13 protein-coding genes are annotated in these 14,675 nt (G+C 64.3%); 6 read left to right on the top strand and 7 right to left on the bottom strand.

All coding sequences use genetic code 11. The features are described from left to right. Positions 1–172: 172 nt before the first annotated feature. Positions 173–676 carry an Lrp/AsnC family transcriptional regulator gene (locus tag P7F60_RS16630; protein ID WP_277918848.1) on the bottom strand — a complete coding sequence of 168 codons (504 nt, stop codon included), beginning with the start codon at positions 674–676 and terminating at the stop codon, positions 173–175. Between the two features lie 133 nt (positions 677–809). Between P7F60_RS16630 and P7F60_RS16625 the strand changes: the two genes are divergently transcribed. Continuing rightward, complete coding sequence (locus tag P7F60_RS16625; protein ID WP_277918847.1) at positions 810–3,212, top strand: transketolase; 2,403 nt, start codon at positions 810–812, stop codon at positions 3,210–3,212. A gap of 233 nt (positions 3,213–3,445) precedes the next feature. Here the strand turns inward: P7F60_RS16625 and P7F60_RS16620 are convergent, their stop codons facing one another. Next, positions 3,446–4,123 carry a phosphoribosylanthranilate isomerase gene (locus P7F60_RS16620; protein WP_277918846.1) on the bottom strand — a complete coding sequence of 226 codons (678 nt, stop codon included), beginning with the start codon at positions 4,121–4,123 and terminating at the stop codon, positions 3,446–3,448. Between the two features lie 73 nt (positions 4,124–4,196). Further along, positions 4,197–5,051, bottom strand: coding sequence for a MurR/RpiR family transcriptional regulator (locus P7F60_RS16615; protein WP_277918845.1), 855 nt, complete (start codon positions 5,049–5,051; stop codon positions 4,197–4,199). A 138-nt stretch (positions 5,052–5,189) separates the two neighbouring features. Here P7F60_RS16615 and P7F60_RS16610 point away from each other — a divergent pair, with 138 nt between their 5' ends. From P7F60_RS16610 to P7F60_RS16590, 5 genes are all read left to right on the top strand, one after another. Further along, positions 5,190–6,443 (top strand): extracellular solute-binding protein, encoded by a 1,254-nt coding sequence (locus tag P7F60_RS16610; RefSeq protein WP_277918844.1) that lies wholly within the window; start codon positions 5,190–5,192, stop codon positions 6,441–6,443. 68 nt (positions 6,444–6,511) lie between these two features. Next, positions 6,512–7,405, top strand: a complete 894-nt coding sequence (locus P7F60_RS16605; RefSeq protein WP_277918843.1) for a sugar ABC transporter permease — start codon at positions 6,512–6,514, stop codon at positions 7,403–7,405. Further along, entirely contained in the window at positions 7,402–8,244 is an 843-nt protein-coding gene (locus tag P7F60_RS16600) for a carbohydrate ABC transporter permease (protein ID WP_277918842.1), read from the top strand. Before P7F60_RS16605 ends, P7F60_RS16600 begins: the two co-directional genes overlap by 4 nt. A 19-nt stretch (positions 8,245–8,263) precedes the next feature. Continuing rightward, positions 8,264–9,466: an aminotransferase class I/II-fold pyridoxal phosphate-dependent enzyme gene (locus P7F60_RS16595; protein ID WP_277918841.1), complete on the top strand. Its 1,203-nt coding sequence runs from the start codon at positions 8,264–8,266 to the stop codon at positions 9,464–9,466. Between the two features lie 10 nt (positions 9,467–9,476). Next, positions 9,477–10,421: a carbohydrate kinase family protein gene (locus P7F60_RS16590; RefSeq protein WP_277918840.1), complete on the top strand. Its 945-nt coding sequence runs from the start codon at positions 9,477–9,479 to the stop codon at positions 10,419–10,421. Here the strand turns inward: P7F60_RS16590 and P7F60_RS16585 are convergent. From P7F60_RS16585 to P7F60_RS16570, 4 genes are all read right to left on the bottom strand, one after another. Beyond that, the gene (locus P7F60_RS16585; RefSeq protein WP_277918839.1) at positions 10,406–11,806 is read right to left on the bottom strand and encodes an NAD(P)-dependent oxidoreductase; all 1,401 of its coding nucleotides are present in this window, start codon (positions 11,804–11,806) and stop codon (positions 10,406–10,408) included. The two genes, P7F60_RS16590 and P7F60_RS16585, sit on opposite strands and share 16 nt — an antisense overlap. After that, the gene (locus P7F60_RS16580; protein ID WP_277918838.1) at positions 11,803–12,951 is read right to left on the bottom strand and encodes a Gfo/Idh/MocA family oxidoreductase; all 1,149 of its coding nucleotides are present in this window, start codon (positions 12,949–12,951) and stop codon (positions 11,803–11,805) included. Before P7F60_RS16580 ends, P7F60_RS16585 begins: the two co-directional genes overlap by 4 nt. Before the next feature lie 91 nt (positions 12,952–13,042). After that, positions 13,043–13,771 (bottom strand): copper homeostasis protein CutC, encoded by a 729-nt coding sequence (locus tag P7F60_RS16575; RefSeq protein WP_277918837.1) that lies wholly within the window; start codon positions 13,769–13,771, stop codon positions 13,043–13,045. After that, positions 13,764–14,675 (bottom strand): ROK family protein, encoded by a 912-nt coding sequence (locus P7F60_RS16570; RefSeq protein ID WP_277918836.1) that lies wholly within the window; start codon positions 14,673–14,675, stop codon positions 13,764–13,766. Before P7F60_RS16570 ends, P7F60_RS16575 begins: the two co-directional genes overlap by 8 nt.

The following is a 14,675-nucleotide window of genomic DNA, read 5'->3' as shown; positions in this document are numbered from 1 at the left end:
CTTCGATCTCGGCGGAAAGCGCGGGGAAGGCCATCAGGGCCATGAAGCCGGCGGCTACGAGAGTACCGGTTGCGCGAATAAGCATGTCAGTCTCCATTGGTTCAAGGACTGGCATGGGTGTACGCCCGGCCGGCGGTGCGTTCTTTGACGTAAGGCAAAAACGGCGGTTTATTCATCCACCCGTGCGGCCGGTCTTCAGATGGCCGGTCGGCAGCGCCGTGGTGTATTTGATCTGGCTGAGCGCAAAGCTGGAGCGGATATTGGCGACGCCGGGAATGCGGGTGAGGAAATCGACCACCAGCGCCTGGAATTTCATCAGATCTTCGACCACTACCCGCAGCATGTAATCCGCCTCGCCGGTCATCAGGTAGCATTCGACGATTTCCGGCTTGGTGCGGATGGCGGCGTTGAAGACGTCGAGAGATTCCCGGTCCTGCTGTTTCAGCGATACCTGCACGAAGACATTGACCGCCAGCCCCAGCGCCTGCGCATCCACCAGCGCCACCGAGCCCTTGATGACGCCGCTTTCCTTGAGATCGTTGACGCGCCGCCAGCAGGGCGAGGCCGAGAGGCCGGTCGCCTCGGCCAGCTCCGAAACGCTCATTTCGGCATTCTGCTGCAAGAGGTCGAGGATGCGGATGGAGGCGGGATCGAGAGCGGATTTGGACGGAGGCATGATTGACCGGTTTAAAAGGGAATATCGAAAGGGTTTTTCGCAATTTTATGCTAGACAGTCAATTGAGATCACTTTTTCCCCGAATTCAGGTGTAGCATTTCCCCTTATCGGGAAGACAGGGAGTGAGACCACGATGACTGCGCCGGCCTTGACGCCAGCTCGGCTGGAATGCCTGAAGGATCTGGAAAAACAGGTTCTGTGGCATGCCTGCTGGATGATCCACAACGCCAACCATCTGCGTGAAAAGGGCGAGGTGAAGGTCGGGGGCCATCAGGCCTCGTCCGCATCGCTCGCCTCGATCATGACGGCGCTGTATTTCCATGTGCTGCGGCCGGAAGATCGCGTTGCGGTCAAGCCGCATGCCTCGCCAGTCTTCCACGGCATCCAGTACCTGATGGGCAACCAGACCCGCGAGAAGCTGGAGAATTTCCGCGGTTTCGGTGGCGCGCAGTCCTATCCGAGCCGCACCAAGGATATCGACGACGTCGATTTCTCCACCGGTTCGGTCGGTCTCGGCGTGGCGATCACCGCCTTCGCCTCCATCGTGCAGGATTATATCGCTGCCAAGCAATGGTCGAAGAAACAGCCTACCGGCCGCATGATCGCGCTGGTCGGCGATGCCGAACTCGATGAAGGCAATATCTACGAGTGCCTGCAGGAAGGCTGGAAGCACGACCTGCGCAACACCTGGTGGGTGATCGACTATAACCGCCAGAGCCTCGACGGCGTCATCCGCGAAGGCCTGTGGCAGCGCATCGAAGGCATCTTCACCGCCTTCGGCTGGGATGTGAAGGTGCTGAAATACGGCGCGCTGCAGGAAGCCGCCTTCAAGGAGCCCGGCGGCGAGGCCTTGCGCGGCTGGATCGACCGGTGCCCGAACCAGCTCTATTCCGCCCTCACCTTCCAGGGCGGTGCGGCCTGGCGCAAGCGCCTGACCGACGAGATCGGCAGCGAGCCGGGTGTCGCAGCACTTCTCGCATCGCGCAGCGACGAGCAGCTTTCGGATCTGATGAACAATCTCGGCGGCCATTGCCTGGAAACGTTGGTCCGCACCTTCGAGAGCATCGACCACGACCGGCCGACCGTCTTCCTCGCCTATACGATCAAGGGCTGGGGCACGCCGCTGGCCGGCCACAAGGACAACCATGCCGGCCTGATGACCAAGGCGCAGATGGAGACCTTCCAGACCCGCATCGGCGTCAAGCCGGGCGACGAATGGGAAAAATTCGGCGCCATACCCTCGCCCCAGCCAGCGCGCGAATTCCTGAAGTCGGTACCCTTCTTTGCCGAGGGACCGCGCCGCTTCACATCGCCTACCCTGCCCGGCTCCGGCCCGGTTTTCCTCGACGACCGTGAATTGTCGACCCAAGCCGGCTTCGGCAAGATCCTCGATGCACTGGCGCAACGCGACGATGCGCTGTCGCAGCGTATCGTTACCACCGCGCCTGACGTCACGGTCTCGACCAATCTCGGTCCCTGGGTCAATCGCCGCGGCCTTTTCGCCCGCGACAAACAGGCGGATACATTCCGCGACGAGCGGGTGCCCTCAGTGCAGAAATGGGAGTTCGGCCCGGCCGGCCAGCATATCGAGCTGGGCATTGCCGAAATGAACCTGTTCCTGCTGCTCGGCGCTGCGGGCCTGTCGCATTCGCTGTTCGGCGAGCGCCTGCTGCCGATCGGCACGGTCTACGATCCCTTCGTGGCGCGCGGCCTCGATGCCCTGAACTATGTCTGCTATCAGGATGCCCGCTTCATGATCGTCGGTACGCCCTCCGGCGTGACGCTGGCTCCGGAAGGCGGCGCGCATCAGTCGATTGGTTCACAGCTCATCGGTATCAGCCAGGACGGGCTTGCGAGCTTCGAGCCAGCCTTCCTCGACGAATTGTCCGTCATCATGGACTGGTCCTTCGACTATATGCAGCGCGACGGCGATGGCGGCCATGATACCCGCACCTGGCTGCGCGACGAGACCGGCGGCTCGGTCTATCTGCGCCTGACGACGCGCCCGCTGGAGCAGATCGCGCTGCGCCGCGAGGATCCGGCCTTCCGCCAGGGCGTCATCGACGGCGCCTACTGGCTACGCGCGCCGTCCGCCCGCACCCGCATCGTGCTTGCCTATCAGGGCTGCATCGCGCCGGAAGTGCTGATGGCGGCCGGCCGCATGGCCGAGGCGCATGGCGATATCGCCGTGCTGGCCGTCACCTCCGCCGACCGGCTGAACGCCGGCTGGACGGCGGCGCAACGCGCCCGCCGCCACGGGGAAATCAACGCCCGTAGCCATATCGAGACGCTGTTCGACAGCGTGTCGCGCGCCGCCAGCCTGATCACCGTCACCGACGGCCATCCGGCGACGCTCGGCTGGCTGGGTTCGGTGCAGGGCCACCGCACGGTGTCGCTCGGCGTCGAGCATTTCGGCCAGACCGGCACCATCGCCGACCTCTACGCCCATTTCGGCATCGACACCCATGCCATCATGGAAGCGGCGGACTCGATTGCGCGCGCCGAGGCCCAACCATTGCGGGCAAATGCCGGCTGAGTTTTGGCGAAGACTATAAAACAGAAAGGGGGCGGTGCCGATGGCGCCGCCCCCTTTTCATTTTTGACAAGCTTTCCCTCAATCTCCACGTCATGGTCGGGCTTGTCCCGACCATCTGCCAACATCCGCCAAGCAATTGAAGATAATGGATTATCTCATCCGTGCTTAGATGGTCGGGACAAGCCCGACCATGACGGAGGAAAGCGATGGATTGCGGTGCCGGCGCTTCTCGCTCAGGCCGCGCGCGCGGCCTTCACGAAGGCGGCGATCTTGTCGATGTCCTTGCGGAAACCGCCTTCCGGCAGCGGCTTGTTGGTGTGGGTCAGCGAATCCACCGCCCAGGGTTTGACGGCTTCGATGGCGGCGGCGACGTTGTCCGGGCCAAGACCGCCGGCGAGGATCACCGGCAGCTTGCTGCGCTTGACGATTTCCCGGGAGAGCGACCAGTCATGGGTGACGCCGGCCGCGCCGATGCCGTCGATATGGGCGGCGACGGAATCGAGGATGAAGCTATCGGAATAGGGCTCGAAGGCGGCCGCGTGGTCCAGCGCTTCCGGCCCGGTCATCGGGATCGCCTGCAGGATGCGCAGTTCCGGATAGAGCGGCAGCAGGGTTTCGCGCAACTGCCGCACATGATCCGGCGTCACCAGCGCGATATTGCCGCACAGATGCAGGACGTCGGGACGGACGGCGGCGACCATGTCGGCAATCAGGCCGAGATCGCTTTCCACCGACAGCGCCACGCGCTCCGCCTTGCCCTTGACGGCATCGGCGATCTCGCGCGCCGTCTCGAAGCTGATTTCGCCCGGCAACCCGCGATTGGAGGGCGTCAGGCCGAGATAATCGACGCCCGCGGCGGCGGCGGCCAGGGCTTCGGAAACGGTCTGCATGGTGTAAATCTGGATTTTCACGGGGACGATACCTGTTTCATGGTTGGAGCAATTCCGGACGCAAAACCGCTGCACACTTTTGCTGGAATTGCTTTTAGATCGATTTGGGCAGGATGGCGTTGACCATCCGTTCTTCGGTGAGTTGGGCCTGCTCGGCATTGCGGGCGACGAGCGCGGAATAGAGGGCGTCGACGAGGGTCATCTGGGCGATCTGCGCCGCCATCGGCTCGCTGCCCTGCTCATGCGAGACGCTGACCAGCACGACATCGGCAAGCCGCGCGAGCGGCGAGGCGCTGTTGCCGGTGATGCACAGCGTCGCCGCCCCCCGGGATTTCGCTTCCTGCAGGATGAGCACGGGATCGCTGGTGATGCCGGAATAGGAGATGACGACGACAAGATCTTCGGGGCCGGTCAGCGCCGCATGCATGATCTGCAGCTGCGAGTCGATCGGCGCGTCGCAGCGCTGTCCCAACCGGATGCAGCGCTGGTAGAAGGCCTGCGCGACGATGCCCGAGCCGCCGACGCCGCCGACGAGGATATGGCGCGCCCCGGCGATCAGGTCGAGCGCCCTGGCGAAACCCGCCTCGTTCAGCACCCCTTGCGTATCGCTGATCGCCTGCGATACGGCGCGGAACAGCCGGCCGGCGGCCTGCAGGTCGCTGGCATGGGTTTCGCTGGAGGCGTCGTCGCGGGCCTCGCGCGGCTCCTGCGCCAGCGCCAGCTTGAGGTCGGTGAAGCCCTCGAAGCCGGCGGTGCGACACATGCGCAGCACGGTCGTATCGCTGACATCGACGGCCTGGGCGATGGCCGACATGGAGTTGCGGATGGTGGCGTCGACATTTTCGAGCACCCACAGCGCCACGCGGCGCTCGGAGTCCGACAATTTCGGCAGGACGCTTCGCAGCCGGCTGCTGGCTGGGCTGGAGGGACCACGCGGGTCAACGTTCATGGCGGCTTTCTCGCTGTCGATGGCCAAAGCTAGCATGGGTATGTTGTGGTGTCACTATAGACATGGGATTTTTGTTGTGGCATCACTACATCGAGCAGCGAAGGGCGCTGCAAAAAATCTTTTCGGGGAGGATTACCTGTGAAGTTGAAACGTCTTCTCATCGCCGGCGCCGCGCTGGCGTTTGCGGCATTTCCGGCCATGGCCGGCGAGCTTTCGTTCTGGCATGCCTATGCCGGGCAGCAGGACAAGGTCGATTTCATCAACTTCGCGCTGGACGAATTCGCCAAGAAGCATCCCGACATCAAGCTTGACGTGGTCGCGGCCGAACAGTCTTCCTACAAGACCAAGCTGAACACGGCGATGGCCTCGGGCAATCCCCCTGATGTCTTCTACACCCTGCCCGGCGGCTTCCTGAACGCCTTCGTCAAGGGCGGCCAGATGTATGCGCTCGACCAGGATCTGGCCAAGGACGGCTGGCGCGAAAGCTTCCTCGAAAGCGCCATCGCCCAGACCAGCAAGGACGGCCATACCTATGCCGTTCCGGTCGACGTCGACTCCGTTGTCTTCTGGTACGACAAGGCGCTGTTCAAGGAAAAGGGCTGGGAAATCCCCAAGACCTATGACGAACTCACGGCGCTGGCCGAAAAGATCAAGGCCGATGGCATCGTGCCTTTCTCGCTCGGCAACAAGGATAGCTGGCCGGCCACCTTCTGGTTCCAGTACATGGAAATGCGCCTGAAGGGTTCCGGCGTCGTCGCCTCCTTCGTCAATGGCGATGCCGCCGCCACGCTTGGGCCCGAAGGCGAGCAGGCCTTCACCAAGGTCGCTGAGCTTGCCAAGAAGGAATACTTCCCGACCGGCTTCAACGGCATGAGCGACCAGGAAGCCAACATGCTGTTCCTGAACGGTCAGGCTGCGATGCTGCTCAACGGCACCTGGCAGATCGGCGCCTCCAAGGATGCGCCTGAGGGTTTCGAACTCGGCTTCTTCGCCTTCCCGAAGGTCGATGGCGGCAAGGGTGACCAGTCCGACGTTCTCGCCGGTGTCGCCGCCTCCTTCGGCATTTCGCAGAAAGCCGAGAACAAGGCCGATGCCGTGACGCTGCTGAAGTTCCTGTCGTCGCCGGAAGTGATGACCAAGTATGTCGAGCTGCGCAAGACCATGGTGACCGTCAAGGGCGCCACCACGGAAGCCGCTGCCGGCCCGGTTCTCTACGGCATCAGCAACGACCTGATGAATGCCGCCGGCCATCTCGACTCCTTCTACGACACGGCGATGCCGCCGGCCGCGACCAACATCTACTACACCTCGCTGCAGGGTGCGCTGGATGGTTCCGTTGCGCCTGCCGACGCCGCCAAGAAGCTCGAAGACGCGCTGAAGGCCAACAAGTAAGCCTTTCATGATACCCGGGCCGCCGGTTCGACCGGCGGCTCGAAAAAATCAACGGAACCGGCGGACCCATGAGCGCGGATATCGGCTTTGCGAAGAGACACAATCGGGCGGCGCTCGCCTTTCTGGCGCCGGCGCTGATTTTCGTCTTCGCCTTCGTCGCCTATCCGGTGGTTTATGCCGGCTGGCTGTCGATGTTCCAGTGGGACGGCGCCTCGCAGCCGGTCTTCGTCGGCGCCGGCAATGTGCTGCGGCTTGCTGCCGATCCGATCTTCTGGGCCTCGCTCGGGCGCAACCTGCTCGTCGCCCTTTCCGCCATCGTCTTCCAGGTGTTCCTGGCGCTGGCGATTGCCTATTGCCTGGTGCGCATCGTCCCGGCTTTCTCCCGCATCTTCCTGTTTTTCTATCTCGTGCCGGTCATGGTCAGCGAGATCTGCATCGGGCTGCTGTGGCGCTTCATGTACAACCCCTATTTCGGGCTGGTGAATGCCGCCCTGAAGGCGGTGGGGCTGGATAGCCTGAAGCGCGGCTGGCTGGGCGAATCCGACACTGCCTTCCTCGCCGTCGTCGTGGTCATGAGTTTTACCTATCTCGGGCTTTACGTGCTGTTGTTCACCGCCGCCGTGCGCTCGGTGCCGGAAAGCGTCTACGAGGCGGCGGAGATCGACGGCGCCGGCCATTGGCGCAAATTCTTCTCGATCACCATTCCGATGGTCTGGGATGCGGTGCGCGCCAATTCGCTGCTGGCGATCATCGGCTCGCTGAAAACCTTCTCGCTGGTCTTCGTGCTGACCAATGGCGGACCCAGCCACGCCAGCGAAGTGGTCTCCACCTATCTCTACAAGATGGGCTTCGGCAGCTTCGAGATGGGATATGCCGCGACCATCGGCTTTGCCCAGATGGTGCTGACGGCGCTCGCCGCCTGGGTCGTCTTCCGGTACTTGAAGCGGAAGGGCGACGCATGAACCAGACCGTCGTCCACCGCTGGAGCCGCACGAGCAGCATCGTGCTCGCCGTCCTGACCTTTCATGTGCTGCTGGTGGTCTTCCCGTTCATCTGGATGATCTACAGCACCTTCAAGACCAACAAGGAATTCATCCGCTCGGTCTGGTCCTTCCCGACCAGCCTGAATTTCGACGCCTATGTCGGCGCGTGGAGCGGCGGCGCGCTCGGCGGCTACGCGGTCAATTCGCTCATCATCATGGCGGGCGCAACTGTTATCACCGTCTTCGTCTCGACGCTGGCCGGCTATGCGCTGGCCATCTACCGGCCGCGCTGGATGCCGGCGGTGGAGCTGGGCCTGACGGCGGCGATGGCGATCCCCGCCTATGTGGCGCTGGTTCCGCTTGTCGTCATGCTGCGTGGCGCCGGCCTGCTCGACACCCATCTCGGCGTCATCCTGCCGACGGCGGCCTTCAACGTGCCGGTGTCGATCTTCATCATGCAGGCCTTCTTCAACACGCTGCCGCGCGAACTCTTCGATGCCGGCCGCGTCGACGGCGCCTCGGAATGGCTGATCTTCCGCAAGATCGCCCTGCCGATCGCCAAGCCGGCCATGTTCACGGTCGGCATCGTCAACATGATCTGGGTGTGGAACGATTTCCTGTTCCCGGTCGTGTTCATCAACAATCCGGCGCGCAAGACCCTGCCCGTCGGCCTGACCGATTTCGTCGGCGAGCATATCACCAATTATCCGGTGATGCTGGCGGCGATCCTGATCGCGGCGATCGCGCCGCTCGTCCTCTTCATTTTCTTCGAACGCCAGATCACGGCCGCCCTTGTCGGCGGCGCCGTGAAGGAATGATGTCCCAGGAGTAAGCCCCATGTCTTCCAAAGACTACGAATTCGCCAGCCGCGCCGTGTTCTACGAGGCGGAAGAACATTCCCAGTCGATCAGCTACCCGATCTACATGTCGGCCAACTTCCAGTATGCCGGCGATATCTACGACCAGATCGTGGCCGGCGCCCGCAAGGAAGTGAACATCTATTCGCGCTGCGGCAACCCGACCGAATACAAGCTGGAAGAACACATCGCCCAGCTGACCGGCGGCACCGCCTGCCTCGCCACCGCCTCCGGCATGGCGGCGATCTCGCATGCGCTGTTCGGCATCCTCAAGGCCGGCGACCATGTCGTTGCCGATCTCACCACCTATTCCTCGACGCATGAATTCTTCGACCACCGCGCCCAGGATTTCGGCCTGAAGGTCAGCCTCGTCGATTGCACCGACGTGCGCGCCGTCGAAAACGCCTTCACCGACGAGACCAAGGTTCTCTATGTCGAGGCCATCGCCAACCCGACGATGAAGGTGCCGCCGCTGAAGAAGCTGGTCGAGATCGCCCATGCCCGCGGCATCGTCGTTATCTGCGACAATACGTTTGCCTCGCCGGCCGTCTGCCGCCCGCATGAATTCGGCGTCGACGTCGTCGTCGAAAGCGCCACCAAGTTCATCGGCGGCCACAACGATGCCGTCGGCGGCGTCATTACGCTGAAGTCCGACATCCTGCCGGCCGACTGGCTGGAGGACGTGCGCTGGAACACGCTGAACAAGCTCGGCGCGCCGCTCTCGCCCTTCAATGCCTGGCTGCTGCTGCGCGGCGCCCAGACGCTGGCGCTGCGCCTCGAAAAGCAGTGCGCCAACGCTTTGGCGCTCGCCAAGCATCTCGAAAGCCATCCGAAGGTCAAGCGCGTCTTCTATCCCGGCCTGCCCTCGCATCCGAACTACGAGTCGGCCAGCGAACAGCTGAAGGGCGGCGGCGCGATGCTCTCCTTCCAGGTGGTCGATGAACCCTCGGGCGCGCGCCTGCTCAAGCGGCTGAAGCTGTGCTGCTTCGCCGCCAGCCTCGGCGGCCTGCGCACCACGACGCAGGTTCCGGCAACCATGGCCTTCCTCGATATTCCCAGCCAGGAGCGTGAAGCGATGGGCGTGGTCGATGGCCTCGTGCGCTTCTCGGTCGGCATCGAGCATATCGACGACATCATCGCCGATGTCGACCAGGCCATCGACCAGATGCATATCGAGATCTGAGACCTCAAAGATGGCCGTTGTCGTCCTGCTCGGGGATATCAATATCGATCTCGTTCTCGATATCCCCGCCTATCCGGCCGAGGGCGGGGAAGCGATCGCCACCCGTCAGATGGCGGTGATCGGCGGATCGGCGACGAACACGGCCATCACGCTGGCCCGCGCCGGGCATGAAGCCCGGATGATCGGCCGCGTCGGCAACGATGCCTGGGGCCGGCAGGCCATGTCCGATCTGTCCGCGACGGGCATCGTCACACACTGGATCGGCACGGATGCCTCCGAGCCGACCCAGATCAACGTCGTCACCGTCGGCATAACCGGCGAACGCACCATGTTCGCCTATCGCGGCGCCAATGCGCGGCTGGCGCCCGGCGCGGTGATCGAGGAGGCCTTCGAGGGTGCGGCGCTGTTCCATCTCTCCGGCTATGCGCTGCTGCAGGCACCGCAATCGGATGCGGCGCGCAAGGCCATCGATCTGGCTGTCGCGCGAAAAATTCCCGTCAGCCTCGACATTCCCGGCGGCGTCGTCTCGACGATTGCGGCCGACGTGCTCGCCTTGTTGCCGAAGCTCGATACGATCATGCTCGACAGCGCCGATCTTCCCCGGCTGCTCGACCGGCCGGCGGACAGCGTGCTCGGGCCGATGATCGAGGCGCTGTTGAGCGGCGGTATCAGGCGCATCGCGCTCAAGGGGCACGGTTCGCTGTCGCTGCTCTGCCAGCGCGGCAGCACCGACCGCGCGCCGTGGTTCGCGGTCGAGGTGACGGATACGACAGGCGCGGGCGATGCCTTCGCCGCCGGCCATATCCATGGCCGTCTCACGGGGTTGAGCGGCCGCGAATGCTGTCGCTTGGCCAATGCCTTCGGGGCCATGGCCGTCACCCGCAAGGGCGCGGGCCTCGCCATGCCGAGCCTGCAGGATGCGCTGAGCCTGATGGATGCTCAATCGCCGCGATAAGGCCCCGGCAGGCCGAGTTTTGCCAGCAGCAGAATGGTGCGGTTGGCGAGATCGACAAAATCCCCGCCCTGCGCGGCTATTTCCACCTCCAGCCGCCCCTCGCCGCGCGCCGTCTCGAAAGTAGTCAGCAATTCGGTGGTACGCATCGTCAGGTCGCGCAGCGCCGCCACCTCCTCGCCCAGAAAAGCGGCAAGCCCGAGCGCGTTGATCGCGCCGATGCCCGGCGGCGAAACCGTGCCGGCATCGACATAGCCATCCGGCAGGCTGCCCTTGAGATTGGTGACGCGCCTCTTCAGGGCAAGGTCGAATATCTGGTCGGCGGCCTGCTTCGCCCCGGCGACGCGCGAGGGATGGTCGGTATCGGCGGCGGCATGCGGCAGCAGCGACAATTTGCCGGGATGGCGTTTGGCGAGCGGCAGGTAAGGCAGCATCGGCCCGGAGAGTGCGCCGGTTTCCGCATCCTTGAACAGGTCGGCATCGATCGCGGCATGGCTGAGCTTGCCGGAGGCCAGCGCCCGGTCGAGGGCGGCCGTATCCACCAGCTCGCCACGGTCATAATTGACCAGCACCGCCCTATCCGCCAGCGCGGAAAACACCGCCTCGCCGATCAGATCCTGATTGGCAAAACGCCCGGCCGCATCCAGCGGCCCGAGGCCGATATGGATGCTGAGGACATCTGCGCCCGCCGCCGCCTCCGCTATCGAGGCGGCATAGGCAAAGCCTTCGGATTTGATGGATGCGCGGTGGCGTTCGCGGGCGTGGATGACGACTTGCATGGCGAAGGCGCGCGCCAGCTTTGCCACTTCCCGGCCGATATTGCCGTAGCCGATGACGGCGAAGCGCTTGCCCTCCAGTTTTTCGGTCGGGAAAAGCCGCAGATCCTTGCCGGTATCGAAATCGCCGGCCTCCACCAAGGCTTCCAACCGCTCGACGGGCAGGTCGGGCAGGACGCGCAAGACGGCTTTCATCGCCATCTGCGCCGTGGCGCGGCTGTTGAAGCCGGGCGTGTTCATCAGCACGGCCTCGCCGCCCATGCCACTACCGCCACCCCAGGAGGCGGAGCCCATATTGCCGGTACCGGCGCCAATGCGCACGCCGCCGAGCGCAAACCGTGCCTCGGCCGGAATGAAGGTCGCCGCCGCGATCAGCCCGTCATAACGCCCGTCCGCCGTCTCATTGAGCAGTTCTTCGCGCCGGCTGAGATCGGGCTGGTAGAAGAAATGCAGGCCGGGCGGCAGGCTGGCCGCCGGATCGAGCGGCCCTTCGTGAAAATACCCGCCCCGCGCCTCGATATGCGCCATGACTTCGCTGTGATCCGGCCGTCTGTCGGCATCGAAACGCAGGCCGATCAGGTCGCAGATCAGGATTTTGAAGGTCGCCGTCATGCCAGAAAGCTCCGTGCTTCGTCCTCGCCAAGCGCACTCGGCCGCTCGATCCGGGTGGAGAGGTTTACGGAAGACCGGGTTTCGCCCGAGTGCAGGATGGCTTCCATGATCTCCAGCACATGCAGCGCCAGTTCCCCTTCGGCGCGCGCCGGTCGTCCCTCGGCGATGGCCCGCGCCAGCTCGGCGACGCCGAGCATGCGGTAATTGGCGCGGTCCGGCGCGGCATGTGGCCAGTTATGGGCGCCATAGGGTGCGGTCTCGCTGTCGAAATCCGCCCAATCTGCGCCGGCCGACGACAGTGAGACGGTGCCGCCGAACGTATCGGGATCGGGCAGCCGCAATGAGCCCTCGGTGCCGTGCAGTTCGATCGGGTGGTTGGAGTGGCGGTAGACATCCCAGGACGCGCCGAAATTGACCAGCGCGCCGCTTTCGAATTCGAGCAGTGACAGCGCCGTCGTTGGGGTCTCCACCGGAAACATCTTGTTCTTGAAGGGGCCTTCGGCGGTGATCAGCCGCTCCTCCCGTCCCCGCGTGGTCAATGCCACGACGGAGCGCACCGGGCCGAGCAGGTTGACGAGCATCGTCAGGTAATAAGGCCCCATGTCGAGCACCGGGCCGCCGCCCGGCTGGTAGAAGAATTGCGGATTGGGATGCCAATGCTCCATGCCGCGCCCGAACATGAAGGCCGTGCCGCTGACCGGCCGGCCGATGGCGCCGTCGTCGACCAGTTTTCGCGCCCGGCGTCCGGCCGCGCCCAGAAACGTATCCGGTGCCGAGCCGATCCTGAGGCCCCGTCGCTGCGCTTCCTCGACAAGCCGCTTGCCCTCGGCGAAGGTCGAGGCCAGCGGCTTTTCGGTGAACACATGCTTGCCCGCCGCTAAGGCCGATTGCGAAATGTCGAAATGCATGTTGGGCACGGTGAGGTTGAGGATGAGGTCGATCTCCGGATCGGCCAGCAGCGTATCGACGCTCATCGCGGTCAGGCCGTATTCGGCGGCGCGCTGGGCGGCCATGTCGGCGGAGATATCGGCGCAGGCGCGCATCTCCACCCCGGCAAACAGCCGCGCATTGCGCATATAGGTCGCCGAAATAGTGCCGCAGCCGATCACGCCGATGCGCAAGCCGCTCCCCGCCCCCGACTCCATGAAAACCTCCACCTCTGCCATTCCGGCCGCGACATTAGTCTGGCTTGCGAACAAATGGAATGACCCGGCCGGGCGGAATTTTCCCGTGCCGTCAGGGCAACTCAGCGATGCGGGCGCGCAAGGCGCGAACCTTGTCCGCATCGGTGCGCCGCGCGGCGGGCGAGGCGAAAGCCATGTCGAGCACGCGCGCATCCGGCTCGATCACAGGTGCGGCGCAGGAGGCGTGGATTTCGGTAAACGGTGCGGCGGCAAGAATGGCCTCGACCGTCTCAAGATTGACGCCGGAACCCGGCATGATGGTCAGCCGACCGGCGGCGGCGTCGAAGGCTTGTTTCAGGCCATCAAGTCCTTCCTTCGCGGTCCTGGCACCGCCCGACGTCAGGATGCGCTCGAAACCGAGATCGGCGGTAAGGCGCACGGCGGCGGCGATATCCGGCGTCAGGTCGATGGCGCGATGCAGGGTGATGCCGAGCCCTTGCGCATGGGCGACCAGCGTCGAAAGCACGGCCTCGTCCAGATGCCGGTCGGCCCTGTTGGCGCCGAAGACGACGCCCGGAAGGCCGGCCTCGCGGGCGGCGTCGATATCGCGCTTCATGATGTCGATCTCGGCGGCGCCATAGGTGAAATTGCCGGCGCGCGGGCGGATCATCGCATAGGAGGGGACGGGCAGTTTTGCGGCCGCGTCCATGAGGCCCCTAGACGGCGTCAATCCGCCGACCGACAGGGCCGAACACAGCTCGATGCGGTCCGCTCCGCCTGTAACGGCGGCCATCAAGCCATGATAATCGTCAACGCAGACTTCGAGTCTTCGCTCAGCCACCTGCAAATTCCTTCAACCCGAGGATCGCTGCACCAATCAGGCCGGGCTCGATGCGGCATTGGCCGCGTACCACCAGCGGCCGGTGGAAACGGCGCAGGGTGCGCGCCCGCACCGCCGCGTCGAGGGCTGCCAGCAGCGGTTCCGCATTGGAAAGCCCTCCGCCGACCGGCACGATGGTCGCGCCGGTGATGTTGATGGTCAACGCCAGCGGCGAGGCGACGAGATCGACATAGACGTCGATGGTGCGCGCCGCCGTTTCATCGCCCGCCTGCCAGTCGGCGATGATGGTCTCGCTGTCGAGATCGACCTCGTGGATCAGCCGGTGCAGCCGCTCCAGCCCGCGCGCGCCGCCGACCGTATCGACGCAGCCCTTCTGGCCGCAGCCGCAGGCGAAGGCGGGGATTTTCACCCGAGGCGTGCCAGCCTCGGCGGCGATGGCGGGGCCATGGCCCCATTCGCCGGCAAAACCGTCGGTGTTGATCAGCTTGCCGTCGACGACGATTCCACCGCCGACGCCGGTGCCGAGCACGGCACCGAGAACAATGCGATGCCCCTGTCCTGCCCCGATGCCGGCCTCGGCCATCGCCAGGCAATCGGCGTCATTGGCGACCAGCGTCGGAATGCCGAATGCCTTTTCGATTTCTGCCGTGAGGTCGCGGCCGTCGATGCAGGGAATGTTGGCGACGGTCGCCGCCCGAGTGTCGGGATCGACGACGCCGGCAATCGAGATCGCGATGCCTTCGATCTTGCCGCCGACGCTTTTCAGCGCCTCGGCGATAACCGCCAAAAAGGCGGAGAAATCCCGCGCCGGCGTCGGCCAGCGCGGCAGGGTGTCGATATCGGTCGCCGAACGGGCGACCGCACCCTTGATCGTCGTTCCACCGATGTCGAAGCAGAGGATCAT

This window comes from Rhizobium sp. YJ-22 (assembly GCF_029601685.1).
In the GTDB taxonomy this organism is placed as follows: Bacteria; Pseudomonadota; Alphaproteobacteria; order Rhizobiales; family Rhizobiaceae; genus Metarhizobium.
The sequence above is the reverse complement of the archived record's forward strand: the minus strand, read 5'-3'. Positions and strand labels throughout refer to the sequence as shown.